We start from the raw sequence: 12,844 nt of genomic DNA, 5'->3' as shown, positions 1-12,844 counted from the left end.
ATCTCGGCCCCTCCGGCAGGTAGTTACGATGGCGCATCATCAGGTCTTTCTGGTCGCGGGTTTCTTCGGGTTTTCGAACCTCGGCGGGATCACCTACTTTCATCACGTGCGCGAAGCGCTGGAAGACGCGTTTGCGCGCGCCGGCCATCGCGTAAGTGTTTTCAGTGTGCCAACCCTGCCCACCGGCTCGATTCGCCGGCGCAGCGCGGTGTTGGCCGAGGCCCTGGCGCGTCACGCTGACACTCCGGGGCCCATTCATCTGGTGGGGCATTCCACCGGGGGGCTTGATACCCGGTTGTTGGTCACCCAGAACGTCTCGCTGCCGGTAGCATCGGAGATCGATGTCGAGGCGCTCGCTCGCCGCGTGCGCTCGGTGACCACGGTGGCCAGTCCGCATCTGGGGACGCCGATGGCCACCTTTTTTAATAACTTTTTTGGCGAAAACATCCTGCGCGCGATCTCGCTGGGAACGATTTACACCCTTCGCTTCGGGCGTCTGCCGCTGCGGGCGCTGATCGAACTGGCAGGGATCGTGACGCGGGTGGACCGGGTGCTCGGGCTCGACAATACGATCCTGGATCAGTTCTATCATGAGCTCTTCAAGGATTTTGATGCCGAGCGACGCGACGAAATCAGTGCGTTTCTCAACCAGATCCGCGTGGATCGCTCGGTGGTCGGTCAGCTAACTCCCGGAGCCATCGACCTGTTTAACGCATCGACCGGCGATCGTCCCTCGGTGCGCTATGGCTCGGTGGTCACCCGGGCGCCCGGCTTTGCGTTGAGCACGGTGAGGAGGCTGGGGTTGGATGCCTACGCGCACGCGTCGCACGCGCTCTTTCGCGCGTTGCAGATCATCAGCGCGCGCAGTGGCGATTACCCCCCGCTGAGTCAGGCTCAGGAAGAGGTGCTGATCGAGGCCTTCGGGCATCTGCCCGGGCGTCGCGATAACGACGGCGTGGTGCCCACACTCTCCCAGGTGCATGGGCAGGTGATTCACGCCACGGTGGCCGATCATCTCGATGTGTGCGGGCATTTCAACGACGCTCACCACACCCCGCCTCACGTGGACTGGTTTATCTCGGGGTCGGCCTTTACCCGGGAGCGTTTCCACGCGCTCTGGGACGATGTAGCGACGTTCCAGCTGGAGAGTTCCGGGGACGGGCCTCCGCAGCAGGGCTGCTGAAACGAGGCGATGGTGCCGCCGCGTGGTGCTCGCTTGCATTGGGCGGCCTCCCGCCGCTAGGTTATCGCGGTTGAGCGTGACGACACGCAAACCTGACCATTCATTGAACGATCTGGAAGGTGAAGATGAAACGTATCACAACCCCTCTTGCCGTGGCTCTGATGAGTCTTGTGGTGGGCGCCTGTGGCGGTGACAACTTTAGCTCGGATGTGGTGCCGGAGCTGACGATCGACCTCAACGAGGCCTCGATCACCATCGATCAGGTCGGTCCTGCCGATCGCACCACGACGATCGCCTCGCCGATCATCATGCGTAACTCCGGCAAAGGCGAGCTGAAGGTGACCAAGCTCGAGTGGGTCGCTCGCCCCGATCGTCTGGAGGCTTACTTTGACGGTCCCAACTCCACCAGTCTGGACGATGGGAGGTGCTCCGAAGATACGGAGTGCGCCGGGGGCGGCGTCTGCCTCTCCAGTGGTGTGTGCCGGGACGCCGGGTTTGGAGAGCTGCCCTTTGAGGTGGGGAACCGCTACGACCTGAACTTCTTGCTGCGTCGCGGCGACACGATCAGTTGCCCGGCGCCCGGCGCCGAGGTGCCCGAGCTGATCGCCGAGGTGTACTGTGGCGAGCTGCGCATTGAGACCAATGCCACCAATGATGCCGGCGTGGTCGAAGATGGTAACGCCACGATCTACTTTGTGACCGCCGGCGGAAGCGGCCAGATGGTGCTTCAGCCGGGCCTTATTCAGTTCACCGGGGCCACCGCCGGAGTGGCGCAGAGCGCGCAGTTCACCATTGAGAACCAGGCGCCGAGTCCGCTGACCATCGAGCGAGGCGACTTCGGGGAGAACGCGCATCTTTTTGAAATCACCCCGCCGGTCTTTGACCGGGTGATTGCGGGCAACTCCACCGAGAGCTTCACCCTGACCTACAGCCCCTCGGCGGGAGCGGGCGAGCCGGAGCTGGAGTTTTCGACCAACCTGCAGTTCTCCAGCAGCTCGGTGACCACGTCTCCGGCGATCACCATCGAGGTGACCCAGGGCGTGGGGGATGCCCCCTCGATTGAGGTCGACCCGCAGCAGCTTGATTTTGCCGACGCGAACTCCCGGGCGCTGGTGGTGCGAAATTATGGTGGTGCCACGCTGAGTATTTCCCAGCTGCGCGTGACTCCGACCGAGGCCGCCGCGTTCTACCGGGTGATGTATCAGGGCGAGGATATCCTGGCGAACTTCCCCTCGGGGGCCGAGCGCCCGCGCGTGCCTCGGATGACCGGCGAAGAGCCTTCGGAACTGGAGCTGATCGTGGAGTACGACGATTCGGCGACGGGATCCTCTGTGGGCACCCTGGAGATCCTCCATAACGATGCGGTTGCCGGTAACAAGTCCTTTGTCACGTTGCTCGGAGCATCCAGTGAGGTTGCGGTGGGCGAGGTCTTCCCGACGATCTTCTCGTTGCGCGCCAACGGTCCGCAGGTGGAGCGGGAGGTCGCCATCTACAACGACGGCAATACCGAGCTGGAGATCACCGGCGTTGATATTCAGGGCCTGGGTACCACCACTGATGTGGATCTCTTCAGCTTTGAGGGCTTCGAGGGGACCGTGGCGCCGGGAGCCATTCACACCGCGAAGGTGATCTACACCGGTGAGAGCGAGTTCCGGCACAATGTGGTCGCCACCCTGGAGTCGAACCATGCCGGGCAGGCTGACGCGATGACGCTGGCGGTCAACGCGGTGTCGATCGGTGCCTCGACCATGGATCTGAGCGTCTCCCCCTCGTTCTCCGGCGAGGCGCTGGTGGGCCAGGAGACCTTGCTGACCCTGAACGATGCCGGTGGCGTGGCCAACCTGGCTAACGCGCGTTGGTACATTCTGGAGCGTCCCGAGGGCAGCGAGCTGTTGACCCGTGGTTTCGGCTCCAGCGTAAGGTTTGTGCCCGATGTCGCCGGAAACTACCGCTTTGCGGTGCTGGCGTTGGACTCCAGCAACCGCGAAGAGCAGGTGATCTTCGAGTTCACCGCGACGAACTGAGCGTCTTCGGGGATCGGAGCGCGCCGGCGGCGCGCTCGCCAGGGCCCACCCGGTGGTCAGTGCTTGACACCGTTGGTGGGCCTACTTATATTCCGCCCCCGGTCCAGATCTGCGTAAAACCAGGGTCGACCCAATAGCCTCGCGCCACTTGCCGCGAATAAACATAAAAGCACACGACAGACGTGGTTTCTTACACGCATCCGCTCGGCGCTCACCTTCTGTATTGTTGGAGCGCCGCGCGAGCATTAGGGAGAAAAGCCTCATGGCCGAAGTGTTTCAGAACGTCAATAACTTCTTTGTCGACGAGCGACTGCAGCAGATGCCGACCTTCCCCGAGTGGGAGAACGAAGCGATCGAGCAGTCGCTGCGCGAGATCGAGGAACTCTGGGAGAAGCGCCAGCAGCAGCTCGAAGAGACCCCCGGTGAGCTGGCGACCCAGTACTACTGGATGAGCTACGTGCTGCGCGCGCTGGGATACTGCGCTTCGGTGGCCGAGCCTCCCCCCCAGGGTGTTGACGCGGAAGACGTTCGCCCGGACTTCACGCTCTTCTACTCCGCGGACGATTTCCGTCGCGTGGTGGGCATGCGTGGTGAGCGCGAGTTCTTCACCAACGCGCTGGGCGTGGTTCGCTGCCTGAGCTGGGGCGCTTCGCTCGATGAGTACGAGTCGGAAGAGGGCACCTACAGCCCGGCCTTCGATGTGGACCGCCACCTTCGAAACACCGGCACCAACTGGGGCATTCTTACCAATGGTAAGGTCTGGCGCCTCTACCACCGTGACTCCTCCGGTCTGCTCAACACCTACTTTGAGTTCGACCTGATGGCCGCGATGGAAGCCAACGACCTCGACGCCTTCCGCACCTTCTGGCTGGTCTTCTCGCCGGAAGGTCTGGGTGGCTCGGAGGTGGGCGGTGCGATCGTGCAGCGCCTGCTCAACTGATTGACCTGATCTCTACCGCGACGCTCCAGAAATGGGGCGCGCGGTATCCGCATCGATTTTAGCACTTTATCCGGAGGAAGCTCATTATGGCCCGACGAGACGACAAGCTCGGCCCGCTCGAAGTAGAAGTTCGTGACAACAACGTGAACCGCGCCATCAACCGCCTCAAGCGTGAGATTGGTCGTGAAGGTGTGAGCCGTGAGCTCAAGCGTCGCCGCTTCTACGAGAAGCCCAGCGTCGCCAAGCGCCGCAAGATGCGTGAGGCGGAGCGCCGTCGCCGCAAGGAAGAGCGTCGTCGCGAGAACCGTTAAGGTTCCGCGTACAAAACGCCTAAAAAAAGCCCCGCCGCCTGAGTTCAGGCAGCGGGGCTTTTTTGTGGGTTCAGCGTGTGAGGAGGATGGCCAGCAGAACGAGCGCCAGGACGCAGAGCACGGCCACGAAGATATTCAGGGGGCTGAGCCAGGCCGGTCGTCGCGAGGGAGGCGCGGGCTGTTGCCCCGGCGGCGCTGCGGGGAACGAGAAGGGGTGCGGGGCCGCCGGGGGGGCATCGAAGCCGCGGCTGGCCGGCTGCGTGGGCGCCACGGGGGTTAGAGACGCGTGGGACCGGCGGGCGAGGCCGGCGCCGGGCGTGAGGTTTGCGCCCGGTACGGGAGTGGGGCCCTGATCGGTATGCGTTGCCTGGGCCTGAGACCGGGCCTGGGAAGGAGATGCGGGCTGGGCCTGCCGCAAGGCCTGGGCCTGGCGCAACATCTCCAGCGGGTTCTCCATCATTTCGGTGGCGTCGTCGGGATCGGACTCCAGACGATCGAGAAGCGGCCGCATATCGTTGTGGGTATCAGCCTCGGCTTCAGCCTCGGCCGACGCGTGGGGCGAGCGATGAGCCTCGCGAGAGGGGGAGGCGCTGGCGGCAACGCCGGAGATCTTGTTTTGTGCGTTGGGCGGCGCGAAACCACCGGGAGGTAGTTCCATGACCAGAGTGGCCCCTTCGACCTCTTCGGGCTCCGGCTCAAATGTGGTCTCAATGGTGCGAGCGTCCTGGCTGCGAAGTGGCGCGCCGGGACCGCTGATCGCCGCGAGTTTGAGCGTGGCCGCAGCCTGGGGCGGAGGCATCATGGTGTCGAGCGCCCGGAGCATGTCCTCGGCGCTCGCAAAACGCCGGGAGATGTCTTTGGCGAGCGCCCGGGAGAGCCAGGGCCATAGGGGGTGCTGCATAAGGACATCGGGCGCGGGCAGCGGCGCGGGAGCGATCTGCGCGCGGGCGCGCTCCAGCGCGGAGGCCCCCTGGGCCAGGGGCGCGCCGATGATGGTCTCGGCCAGGGTCAGCCCCAGCGAGTAGAGATCGCTGGCGGGAACCGGGGCTTTCCCCAGCAAGAGCTCCGGGGGCATGTAGGTCGGACTGCCCAGCGCCATCCCGGCGGAGGTCAGGTCGTGATTGCCGAGCATGGTCTTGGCGATGCCAAAATCCAGGACTTTCACAAAGTCATCTTCGCCCTGGTGGGCGCAGAGCATGATGTTGGCGGGTTTTAAGTCGCGGTGGACGATGTCGAGGGTGTGTGCTGCGCTCAGGACACGGAGCACGCCGCGCGCCACCCGCGAGACCAGCTCCGGGGAGAAGGGGCCGCTGCGGGTGAGGCGTTCGGCGAGTGTCTCGCCATGGAGCAGCTCCATGGCGATGTAGAGCGCTCCGCAGTCGGAGCAGCGCCCGTAGTCGTATTGTCGGATGGAGTGCGGGTGCTTGAGACTGCTGGCCATCAGCGCTTCTCGGCGAAAGCGTTGCTCAAGCTGCTCCTGGGTGAGCTGGTCACCGGCGGCGTGCAGGATCTTAAGCGCCACCGGAAGGCGTTGCTGCCGATCCTGAGCACGAAAAATAACGCCAAATCCACCGCGACCGATTTCTTCGAGGAGGTCATAGCGCTGAGCGATCGTATTACCGATCTGCATCGGAGCTCCCGTGGGCTGGTTCTGGTCTGGCAGCGGGGCCCCACGCCGCCGCTGCCCGTGCGCTCCCCCCGAGGAGCGTCGGGTCTCGGGAGGGAAGATGCGTTGAGCTTAGAAGCGCCCGCCAAGTACGACGCCGGCGACTCCCTGGCCCAGGGCCGGCGCAACTTGAATGCTACCCAGGCGACGTTGGATGTCGTCCTGCTGGGAGTTGTCGGAACCGGCCCCTGCGCTCATGTAATCGTACACTAACCAGGCCACGCCGCCGGTGATCAGGACGGCGCCGGCCACGTAGCTGCCGATGGCGATATTGGCGCGGCTCTGGCGCCGGCTGGTTAACTCGGCGTACTCATCGGTCTGATCGGGGGAGAGCTGTCGACGTTCTTCATCGATCCCCGGAATCACCACCAGGTCGAAGACCAGGCCGTTCCCCAGTGCCAGCGCACCGGCTCCCACCAGGCCATATGCGAAATAATTAACCGGGGCCTGGGCTTCATCGGCTGGAGCTTCGGTGGCGTCCGGCAGGGAGTCAGACTCGGAGACCTCGGCGCTGGGAGTTTCCATAATCGCACCGATGGTGGCGTCTTGCTGGGCGACCACCTCGAGCTCTTGCGTAAAGTCCTGATGGTCGTCGAGTTCCATACGCACCTGATAGGTGCCTGGAGCCAGTCCGGCGCTTTCTGTCGGCGTGGTCCCGATGAACGTATCATCGATGTAGACCCGGGCGAACATGGGCTCGGATTCAAACATGATGCGACCGCCGAGCTCGTCGGTGTAAGCGGGGCAGTCAGCTTTGCCTTCGTCGAGAGCGGCTTGCGCCGAGGCGATGAGGGGCTCCTGAGCCGCCGGGTGACGCACAAACGCGGCGTAATACACCAGGCTCAGGGCGCAGTTGTCGGCCTGGGCATAGCTTCGGGCCACGTTGATCAGCAGGCGAGGATCGGGTTCTCTACGGTTGGCCAGCAGCAGGCGCTCAATGGCCACTTCATACTCGCCGGCCTCGTAGGCTTCCCGGGCCAGATTGACGAGGGTGGAGAGATCGGCCTCGGTCAACTCTTGCTTGGTCACGGGTTGCTGTGCGCTGACCGAATGACTGAACGTCAGGAGCAGTGTCAGCGCTGCGATCGCGCTAGCGTGCTTAAAAACCACGGTTCTTCCTCCAAAAAAAAGCTTCACCCGGCCGTCATCGTCATCCATAAGTTTGGCCGGCCCTCCCGGGCAGGAGGTATCTGCTGGCAGCGCCTGTTTTCCGAACACTCCCGCGTGTAGCATTTACGCCGGTCACTGACAACGATCGCCACCCGGCCGTGCTTGGAGGCGAAGTGCTCCCTGTGGTACATCGCAGAGCCTACGTAGGCCTGTGCGCGCACTGCAAGGAAAGAGCTGCATGATGAATTTGCCTGAGCTCGGTGACGTCATCGACGACACCTATGAAATTCGCGATATCCTGGGGAAAGGGGGCATGGGGGCGGTGTATCTGGCTCGACAGATCAACATGGATCGCGATGTCGCCATGAAGATCCTGGTAGCAAGCGGCCCGAAGTTCGACGAAATGGTCAAGCGCTTTCGTCGTGAGGTCATGGCCATTCGCAACCTCTCGCACCCCAACACTGTGCGGATTTATGACTTCCGCGACGACCCGGAGGGGTTGCTCTACTACACGATGGAGGCGCTCAAGGGGGAGACGCTCAAAGAGTTGATGCGTCGGGAAGGGCCGATTTCTCCTCGGCGTGTCAAGCATGTGTTGCGCCAGATTCTCAAGAGCCTCTCCGAGGCACATAGCTACGGCATCGTGCACCGCGATTTGAAGCCGGCCAATATCATGTTGGTCGACATGCACGGGGAGACCGACTTCGTCAAAGTGCTCGACTTCGGCATTGCCAAGGTGTTCTCGGAGAACGACGACGATGAGGAGCTGACGTCGGCGGGCATTGTGGTGGGGACGCTTCGGTACATGGCTCCGGAGCAGATTGCCGAGAAGACGGTCGGGCCGCCTACTGACCTTTACGGGTTGGGGCTGATCGCCATTGAGATGCTTTCCGGGCAGAGCGTGTTTGCCGGGACCGGTCAGTGGAATCTGATTCATCAACAGATCAGCGACGATCCGGTGCCGATTCCCGAGCCGATTCTGCGCAGTGCGATCGGGCCGGTGTTACGCCAGTGCGTGGAGAAGCCGTACGAGGCCCGCTTTGCGACGGCCGATGCGATGCTCAAAGCGCTCGATGCGCTTTCGGACGACGCGTTGGATACGGCGCCACTTTTTGTGGCATCGCCCAGTGGTGAAGGTTGGGTGCCGGCCTCGGGAGGTGGCGCAGCGGGTGGGGCCGTCGCGGTCGCCGTGGATCTGGATGATGCGGCCACGATGGTTGCGGCGTCGCCATTTACGGCGGAAGGGGCGTTGCCCGCGCCCATGCCTGCTCCCAGGGACCACGCCACGCCGGGGCCCATTACCGGAGCGAGCGTGCCGGCCACCTCTCCTTTTGCCTTCTCCGGGGAGTCGGGGGCGCTCGCGTCCATGGGGCCGTCCTCACCGCTGGTGAAGTCGTCAAACTCCCGAAGTCCGGTCGTTCCGCTGGCGTTGATTGTGGTGTTGCTGCTCGGCGGCGGTGCCGGATTCTGGTTCTACTCCCAGCAGCGGGGAAGTGCGCCTGTGCCGCCCGAAGCGGGACAGGCGCAGCCTGCCGATCCCGCACCGGCAGCAGCGGTGGCGGCCCGGGAGCTTCCAGAGCCTGACGAGATGGTGCTGGAAGTCGAGGAGGTCGCCCCCGAGGAGGAGACGCGTCTTGTGCATGTGAGCACCGGCGAGGTGCGCGCGATGATCTTTGTGGATGGCGAGTTGATGGGGCGCACGCCCTTTGATGTCGAAGTGGGGGAGGCCCCGGTAGTGGTGCGCCTGGAGGCCACCGGCTACCAGGAGCAGGAAGTGCTTGTGGAACCCGATGGTCCCGAGGAGGTCGGGCTGGAGATGGTTGCCGAGGTTGTCGAAACGCCGGAGGTTGTGGCCGGTAGCGAAGAGGCGCCGCGGGCAAGCTCAGGGGGCCGTTCGGGAGGGAGTGAGGCGGCCTCCGGTCGGAGCACGACGTCGACGGGGTCGAGAAAGTCCAGTCGTCCGCGGAAGCGCCCTGAGCCGGTGGAGGAGCGGCCCGCGCTCTCCGATGGTTGGGTCGACCTGAGCGAAGTCGCTCCGCGGGAAGATGCCTCCAAGCCGAAAAAAGAGAGTGCGCCGGCCGATGACTGGGTCGAGATTGTGCCGGAGACCGAAAAGAAAGAAGAGGTGGATATCCCCCTCTTCTAGGGCCGGGGCACAATGAGACGTGTGGCCCGTGCGAACTCAGAGAGCGGCAGGGGCGTCGGCCTTGCTTGTCTATCACGCTGGCTTACTCGTCCATCAGGTAGGCGTCGAAGATATTGGCGTAATCATCGGTCCACACCCGGAGTTTGGCTTCGGGTTGATAGTCGTACCAGTCGGGGTCGTCGATGAGTTCGGCGAGGGCCTCTTCGCTGCGGGCCAACAGGATCCAGTCCGACCCGTCGACGTAGAGGTTGTAGACGGGATCATTGGCGTCGACCCAGTGGTCGCGCCCCCGGACCACCAGACCGAGTTCGCCGGCAATACGGGTCAGGGGGGGCTGCAGATCCAGGTGGCGGTTGGAGATATGAAAGGCCAACACGCCGTCGGGGCGGAGTTTTTTGAGGTAGAGTTCCACGGCTTCCAGCGTTAGCAGGTGCACCGGGATCGCTGTGGAGCTGTAGGCGTCCAGCACGATGAGTTCGTAGCGTTCGTCGGGCATCTGGGCGAGCTGAAGGCGTCCGTCGCCGAGAATGACGCGGCACTCTCCGCGGCACTCCTCCAGGTAGGTGAAGTAGCGCGGATCTTGAGCGATGCGGGCGATGGCCGGATCGATCTCAAAGAAGTCTGCCTGCTGGCCTTTTCGGGTGTAAGAGGCGATAGCCCCGGTGCCCAGCCCTACCACCGCGAAGGGGTGGCGCTCGGGGCGCTTGCTCAACACTTCAAAGAGCTGCCCCAGGGGGCCGGTCAGGTAGTAATAGGAGAGGGGGACCTGGCTGAACTCCTTGTCGCGGGCCTGCACGCCGTGAAGCGTGGTGCCGTTGTAGAGCTTATGGTAGCCGCCATCGGAGGTCTCAATGACCTGGTTAGCGGCAAAGAAGCTGCGTTCGGCGTGGAGTTCGTGCGCGTCGGGCATGGCGAGGTAGTACGATGTCAGCATCAGGGGGACCGCCAGCAGTCCCGGGGTGAGGACGCGGTAGCGGGTCAGGGCAACGATCAGCGGGGCTCCCAGTGAGAGGGCAAGCGCTGCCAGCGTGGCCAGCTCACGGCTGCGCTCCAGTCCGAAGTAGATCGTGATGTCGCGTCCCACAAAGTACCCGGCCACCAGCACGCTCAGGGCCAGTGTGACCCGGGTGGCCCGGTGCCGGTAGAGGGTGGGCGGAAACGCGAGTGCGGCGAGGATGAGGATCACCGGGTAATCGATGAGGCGCTCAAAGATGATGGGAGCGAGCAGCGCGTTGAACAGCCCTCCGAGTGCGCCGCCTACCGACATCCATAAAAAGAACCCGGTGAGGTGGTGCGTCGAGGGGCGATCGGCGGCCAGGAGTCCGTGAAAGACCAGGGAGAAGAGGAGCAAGCCGGCAAAGTGTGCGCCGGTGACCCATTCCAGGGGGCTGCTCACCTGGATAAAGAGAATCGTGGCCAGCCCGAGCAGGGCCACGGGAAAGAGCGCAAAGACCCAGATGGAGCGAAAGAACTCGGCGCGGGCAAAAACCAGCACAAAGGAGAGCAGGTAGATCGCCAGGGGAGGGATCCAGAGCATAGGGACCGGCGCGATGTCGGTGGTCACAAAGGAGGTCACCGCCAGCATCATGCTGGAGGGCACGAAGGCCCAGAGCATCCAGCGGCCTCGCCGCGCCCAACTCAGCGGCTGCGGGGCCCGGGGAGGTTCGGTCGCGGGCTCGGAGGAGTCAGGCTGAGGGCTGCGCCACAGCGCCAGAGCGCAGGCGGCCACCGCCGCGATGAGCACGATGTAGGCGATCATCCACAGGATGGTCTGGGTCTGCACGCCGATGCGTGGCTCCAGCACAAAGGGGTAGGCCACCAGACCCACGAAGCTGCCGATATTGCTGGCGGCGTAGAGGTGGTAGGGATCGGCGGCATCGGGATGGTCGGTGGTGGAGAACCACTTCTGCAAGAGGGGCGCGCTGGTGGAGATCACAAAGAAGGGCCAGCCCACCCCCAGCATCAGCGCGCCCAGCAGCCAGAGGGCCGGGTGGGCCAGGGAGGCGGGATCGGCCGGAGGTTCAATCCCGATCGGCAGGAAGAGCACTCCGATGACCATGATGCCGAGATGCAGGAGCGATTGGCGGCGCGTCCCCAGCCAGCCTGTGGAAGCGTGGGCATAGGCATATCCGGCCAGCAAAAGCGCCTGAAAGAAGACCATGCAGGTGTTCCAGACGGCCGGGGAGCCGCCGAGCACCGGTGTGACCATCTTGGCGACCATGGGCTGCACAAAAAAGAGTAGCGAGGAACTCAGCAGCAAGGTCAGGGCGTAGAGGAGGTAGCGCATAGGAGCCTGAAAGAGGGCAGAGCCCGGGGAACAAGAAGCGCAAAAGGCGCACTCGCCAGATGGCGAGTGCGCCTCAATTCAGGGGCGGCGTCAGGTCGTGCGCAAACGAGGTCTTACTCATGCGCGTGGTCATGTGACTCGGCCTCGATAAGGATACTCACCGTCGGCTCCGAGCCGGGGCCGAAGGAAAGCGTGTAACTTCCGGCCTCCAGGGCCACGCGATGCGATTGGAGCAGCTCGGCGCAGGCGTCCACCGCGGTGGTGCTCACCACCTGCTCGGCGCCGGTGCTGTCCAGAACTGCGACGTCGATCACGCTGCTGGTAAAGAGCAGAACATCGGCGGGCTCTGTGCGATCATAGCGAAGATAGCCGGTGTACTGGCCGGAGTGCGAGGTGCTCTCGGGGAGCGAGATCTCGTAGAGCGTGTGGCCTTGCTCAATGTCGGGGGTCAGCGCCTCTTCTGGACTGGCCGCGGCATTGATCAACGTGGGGGTATCCTGAGCGTGAAGGCAGGCTTCTTCTGTAGCGTCCGGGCTCTCGGAATCGTGTTGGTGACCATCGTGGTCGGCATCGCCACAGCCTGTCAGCACAATGAGGAAGAGCAGGGCAGCCGGGAAGGGAAAAATCCAAGTCATCGGATGGGCTCGTCGCGAAAAAAGTCCGTCATCTCAGGCGCCCGGCGGCCAACAGGCCTCGACTCAGCCGCATTTGGAGCAGAGGCCTTTTAGAAATACTTCGCTGATTTCGGCCACCAGAACCGGGCTGGTATCCTGCCGGTTTACCTTAATTTCAACCTCAGCCAGACAGGAGACTTCGCCGCAGTCCACGCAGAGAAAGTGAGGGTGCTCACCTTCGTCATGCTTGTGGTTGCCGCGGAACTCAAAGCGCCAGATGTGATCGCCGAGATCCAGGCGGTTGAGGAGTCCGGCTTCCGTCAGATCGGTGAGGTTGCGGTAGATGGTGGCCTGATCAAAGCCCTGGGGAACGAGCTCCTCGGCCAGGTCAGCATGACTCAGGGGAGCGGTGGCCCGGACCAGGCGAGCGAGCACGGTAGTGCGCGAAGTCGTGCAACGCAGACCGGCCTCGCGGATCATCGCCTGGAGAGCATCGTCGGAGTATTCGTGGGGTGCGGCCATCACAGAGATCCTCGGGAACGAAGTTGCGGCGCAGAGAGCCT

The 12,844-nt window shown here is 63.6% G+C and carries 10 protein-coding genes; 5 read left to right on the top strand and 5 right to left on the bottom strand.

Features of this window, described 5'->3' with window-relative positions:
• The first annotated feature begins 28 nt into the window (after positions 1 to 28).
• From DL240_RS00660 to rpsU, 4 genes are all read left to right on the top strand, one after another.
• Complete coding sequence (locus DL240_RS00660; protein WP_199589687.1) at positions 29 to 1,183, top strand: esterase/lipase family protein; 1,155 nt, start codon at positions 29 to 31, stop codon at positions 1,181 to 1,183.
• 125 nt (positions 1,184 to 1,308) lie between these two features.
• On the top strand, positions 1,309 to 3,207 hold the full coding sequence (locus DL240_RS00655; RefSeq protein ID WP_111727926.1) for a choice-of-anchor D domain-containing protein: 1,899 nt from the start codon (positions 1,309 to 1,311) through the stop codon (positions 3,205 to 3,207).
• Between the two features lie 262 nt (positions 3,208 to 3,469).
• A complete protein-coding gene (locus DL240_RS00650; RefSeq protein WP_111727925.1) occupies positions 3,470 to 4,147 on the top strand; it encodes a hypothetical protein in 678 nt (225 codons plus the stop codon).
• Between the two features lie 86 nt (positions 4,148 to 4,233).
• On the top strand, positions 4,234 to 4,458 hold the full coding sequence (gene rpsU, locus DL240_RS00645; protein WP_111727924.1) for a 30S ribosomal protein S21: 225 nt from the start codon (positions 4,234 to 4,236) through the stop codon (positions 4,456 to 4,458).
• 70 nt (positions 4,459 to 4,528) lie between these two features.
• On the opposite strand, the gene DL240_RS00640 is transcribed toward rpsU, so the two are convergent.
• Positions 4,529 to 6,088 carry a serine/threonine-protein kinase gene (locus DL240_RS00640; protein WP_111727923.1) on the bottom strand — a complete coding sequence of 520 codons (1,560 nt, stop codon included), beginning with the start codon at positions 6,086 to 6,088 and terminating at the stop codon, positions 4,529 to 4,531.
• A 108-nt stretch (positions 6,089 to 6,196) separates the two neighbouring features.
• A complete protein-coding gene (locus tag DL240_RS00635) occupies positions 6,197 to 7,234 on the bottom strand; it encodes a PEGA domain-containing protein (protein WP_158542258.1) in 1,038 nt (345 codons plus the stop codon).
• Positions 7,235 to 7,472: 238 nt separating this feature from the next.
• Here DL240_RS00635 and DL240_RS00630 point away from each other — a divergent pair, with 238 nt between their 5' ends.
• Positions 7,473 to 9,380 carry a serine/threonine protein kinase gene (locus tag DL240_RS00630; protein ID WP_111727921.1) on the top strand — a complete coding sequence of 636 codons (1,908 nt, stop codon included), beginning with the start codon at positions 7,473 to 7,475 and terminating at the stop codon, positions 9,378 to 9,380.
• Between the two features lie 82 nt (positions 9,381 to 9,462).
• Here the strand turns inward: DL240_RS00630 and DL240_RS00625 are convergent, their stop codons facing one another.
• From DL240_RS00625 to DL240_RS00615, 3 genes are all read right to left on the bottom strand, one after another.
• Complete coding sequence (locus DL240_RS00625) at positions 9,463 to 11,667, bottom strand: fused MFS/spermidine synthase (protein WP_111727920.1); 2,205 nt, start codon at positions 11,665 to 11,667, stop codon at positions 9,463 to 9,465.
• Between the two features lie 113 nt (positions 11,668 to 11,780).
• Positions 11,781 to 12,302, bottom strand: a complete 522-nt coding sequence (locus DL240_RS00620; RefSeq protein WP_111727919.1) for a hypothetical protein — start codon at positions 12,300 to 12,302, stop codon at positions 11,781 to 11,783.
• Between the two features lie 63 nt (positions 12,303 to 12,365).
• Positions 12,366 to 12,803, bottom strand: coding sequence for a Fur family transcriptional regulator (locus tag DL240_RS00615; protein WP_111727918.1), 438 nt, complete (start codon positions 12,801 to 12,803; stop codon positions 12,366 to 12,368).
• Positions 12,804 to 12,844: the final 41 nt, after the last annotated feature.

The sequence above is a fragment of the Lujinxingia litoralis genome (genome assembly GCF_003260125.1).
Classification (GTDB): domain Bacteria; phylum Myxococcota_A; class Bradymonadia; order Bradymonadales; family Bradymonadaceae; genus Lujinxingia; species Lujinxingia litoralis.
Note: the sequence above shows the minus strand (reverse complement) of the source record. Positions and strands in the feature narration are given on the sequence as shown.

Excerpts from the sequence above, each read along its gene's own strand:
- rpsU (WP_111727924.1), top strand. The coding sequence starts at position 4,234 with ATGGCCCGACGAGACGACAAGCTCGGCCCGCTCGAAGTAGAAGTTCGT.
- DL240_RS00660 (WP_199589687.1), top strand. The coding sequence starts at position 29 with ATGGCGCATCATCAGGTCTTTCTGGTCGCGGGTTTCTTCGGGTTTTCG.
- DL240_RS00620 (WP_111727919.1), bottom strand. The coding sequence starts at position 12,302 with ATGACTTGGATTTTTCCCTTCCCGGCTGCCCTGCTCTTCCTCATTGTG.
- DL240_RS00615 (WP_111727918.1), bottom strand. The coding sequence starts at position 12,803 with ATGGCCGCACCCCACGAATACTCCGACGATGCTCTCCAGGCGATGATC.
- DL240_RS00650 (WP_111727925.1), top strand. The coding sequence starts at position 3,470 with ATGGCCGAAGTGTTTCAGAACGTCAATAACTTCTTTGTCGACGAGCGA.
- DL240_RS00625 (WP_111727920.1), bottom strand. The coding sequence starts at position 11,667 with ATGCGCTACCTCCTCTACGCCCTGACCTTGCTGCTGAGTTCCTCGCTA.
- DL240_RS00640 (WP_111727923.1), bottom strand. The coding sequence starts at position 6,088 with ATGCAGATCGGTAATACGATCGCTCAGCGCTATGACCTCCTCGAAGAA.
- DL240_RS00630 (WP_111727921.1), top strand. The coding sequence starts at position 7,473 with ATGATGAATTTGCCTGAGCTCGGTGACGTCATCGACGACACCTATGAA.
- DL240_RS00655 (WP_111727926.1), top strand. The coding sequence starts at position 1,309 with ATGAAACGTATCACAACCCCTCTTGCCGTGGCTCTGATGAGTCTTGTG.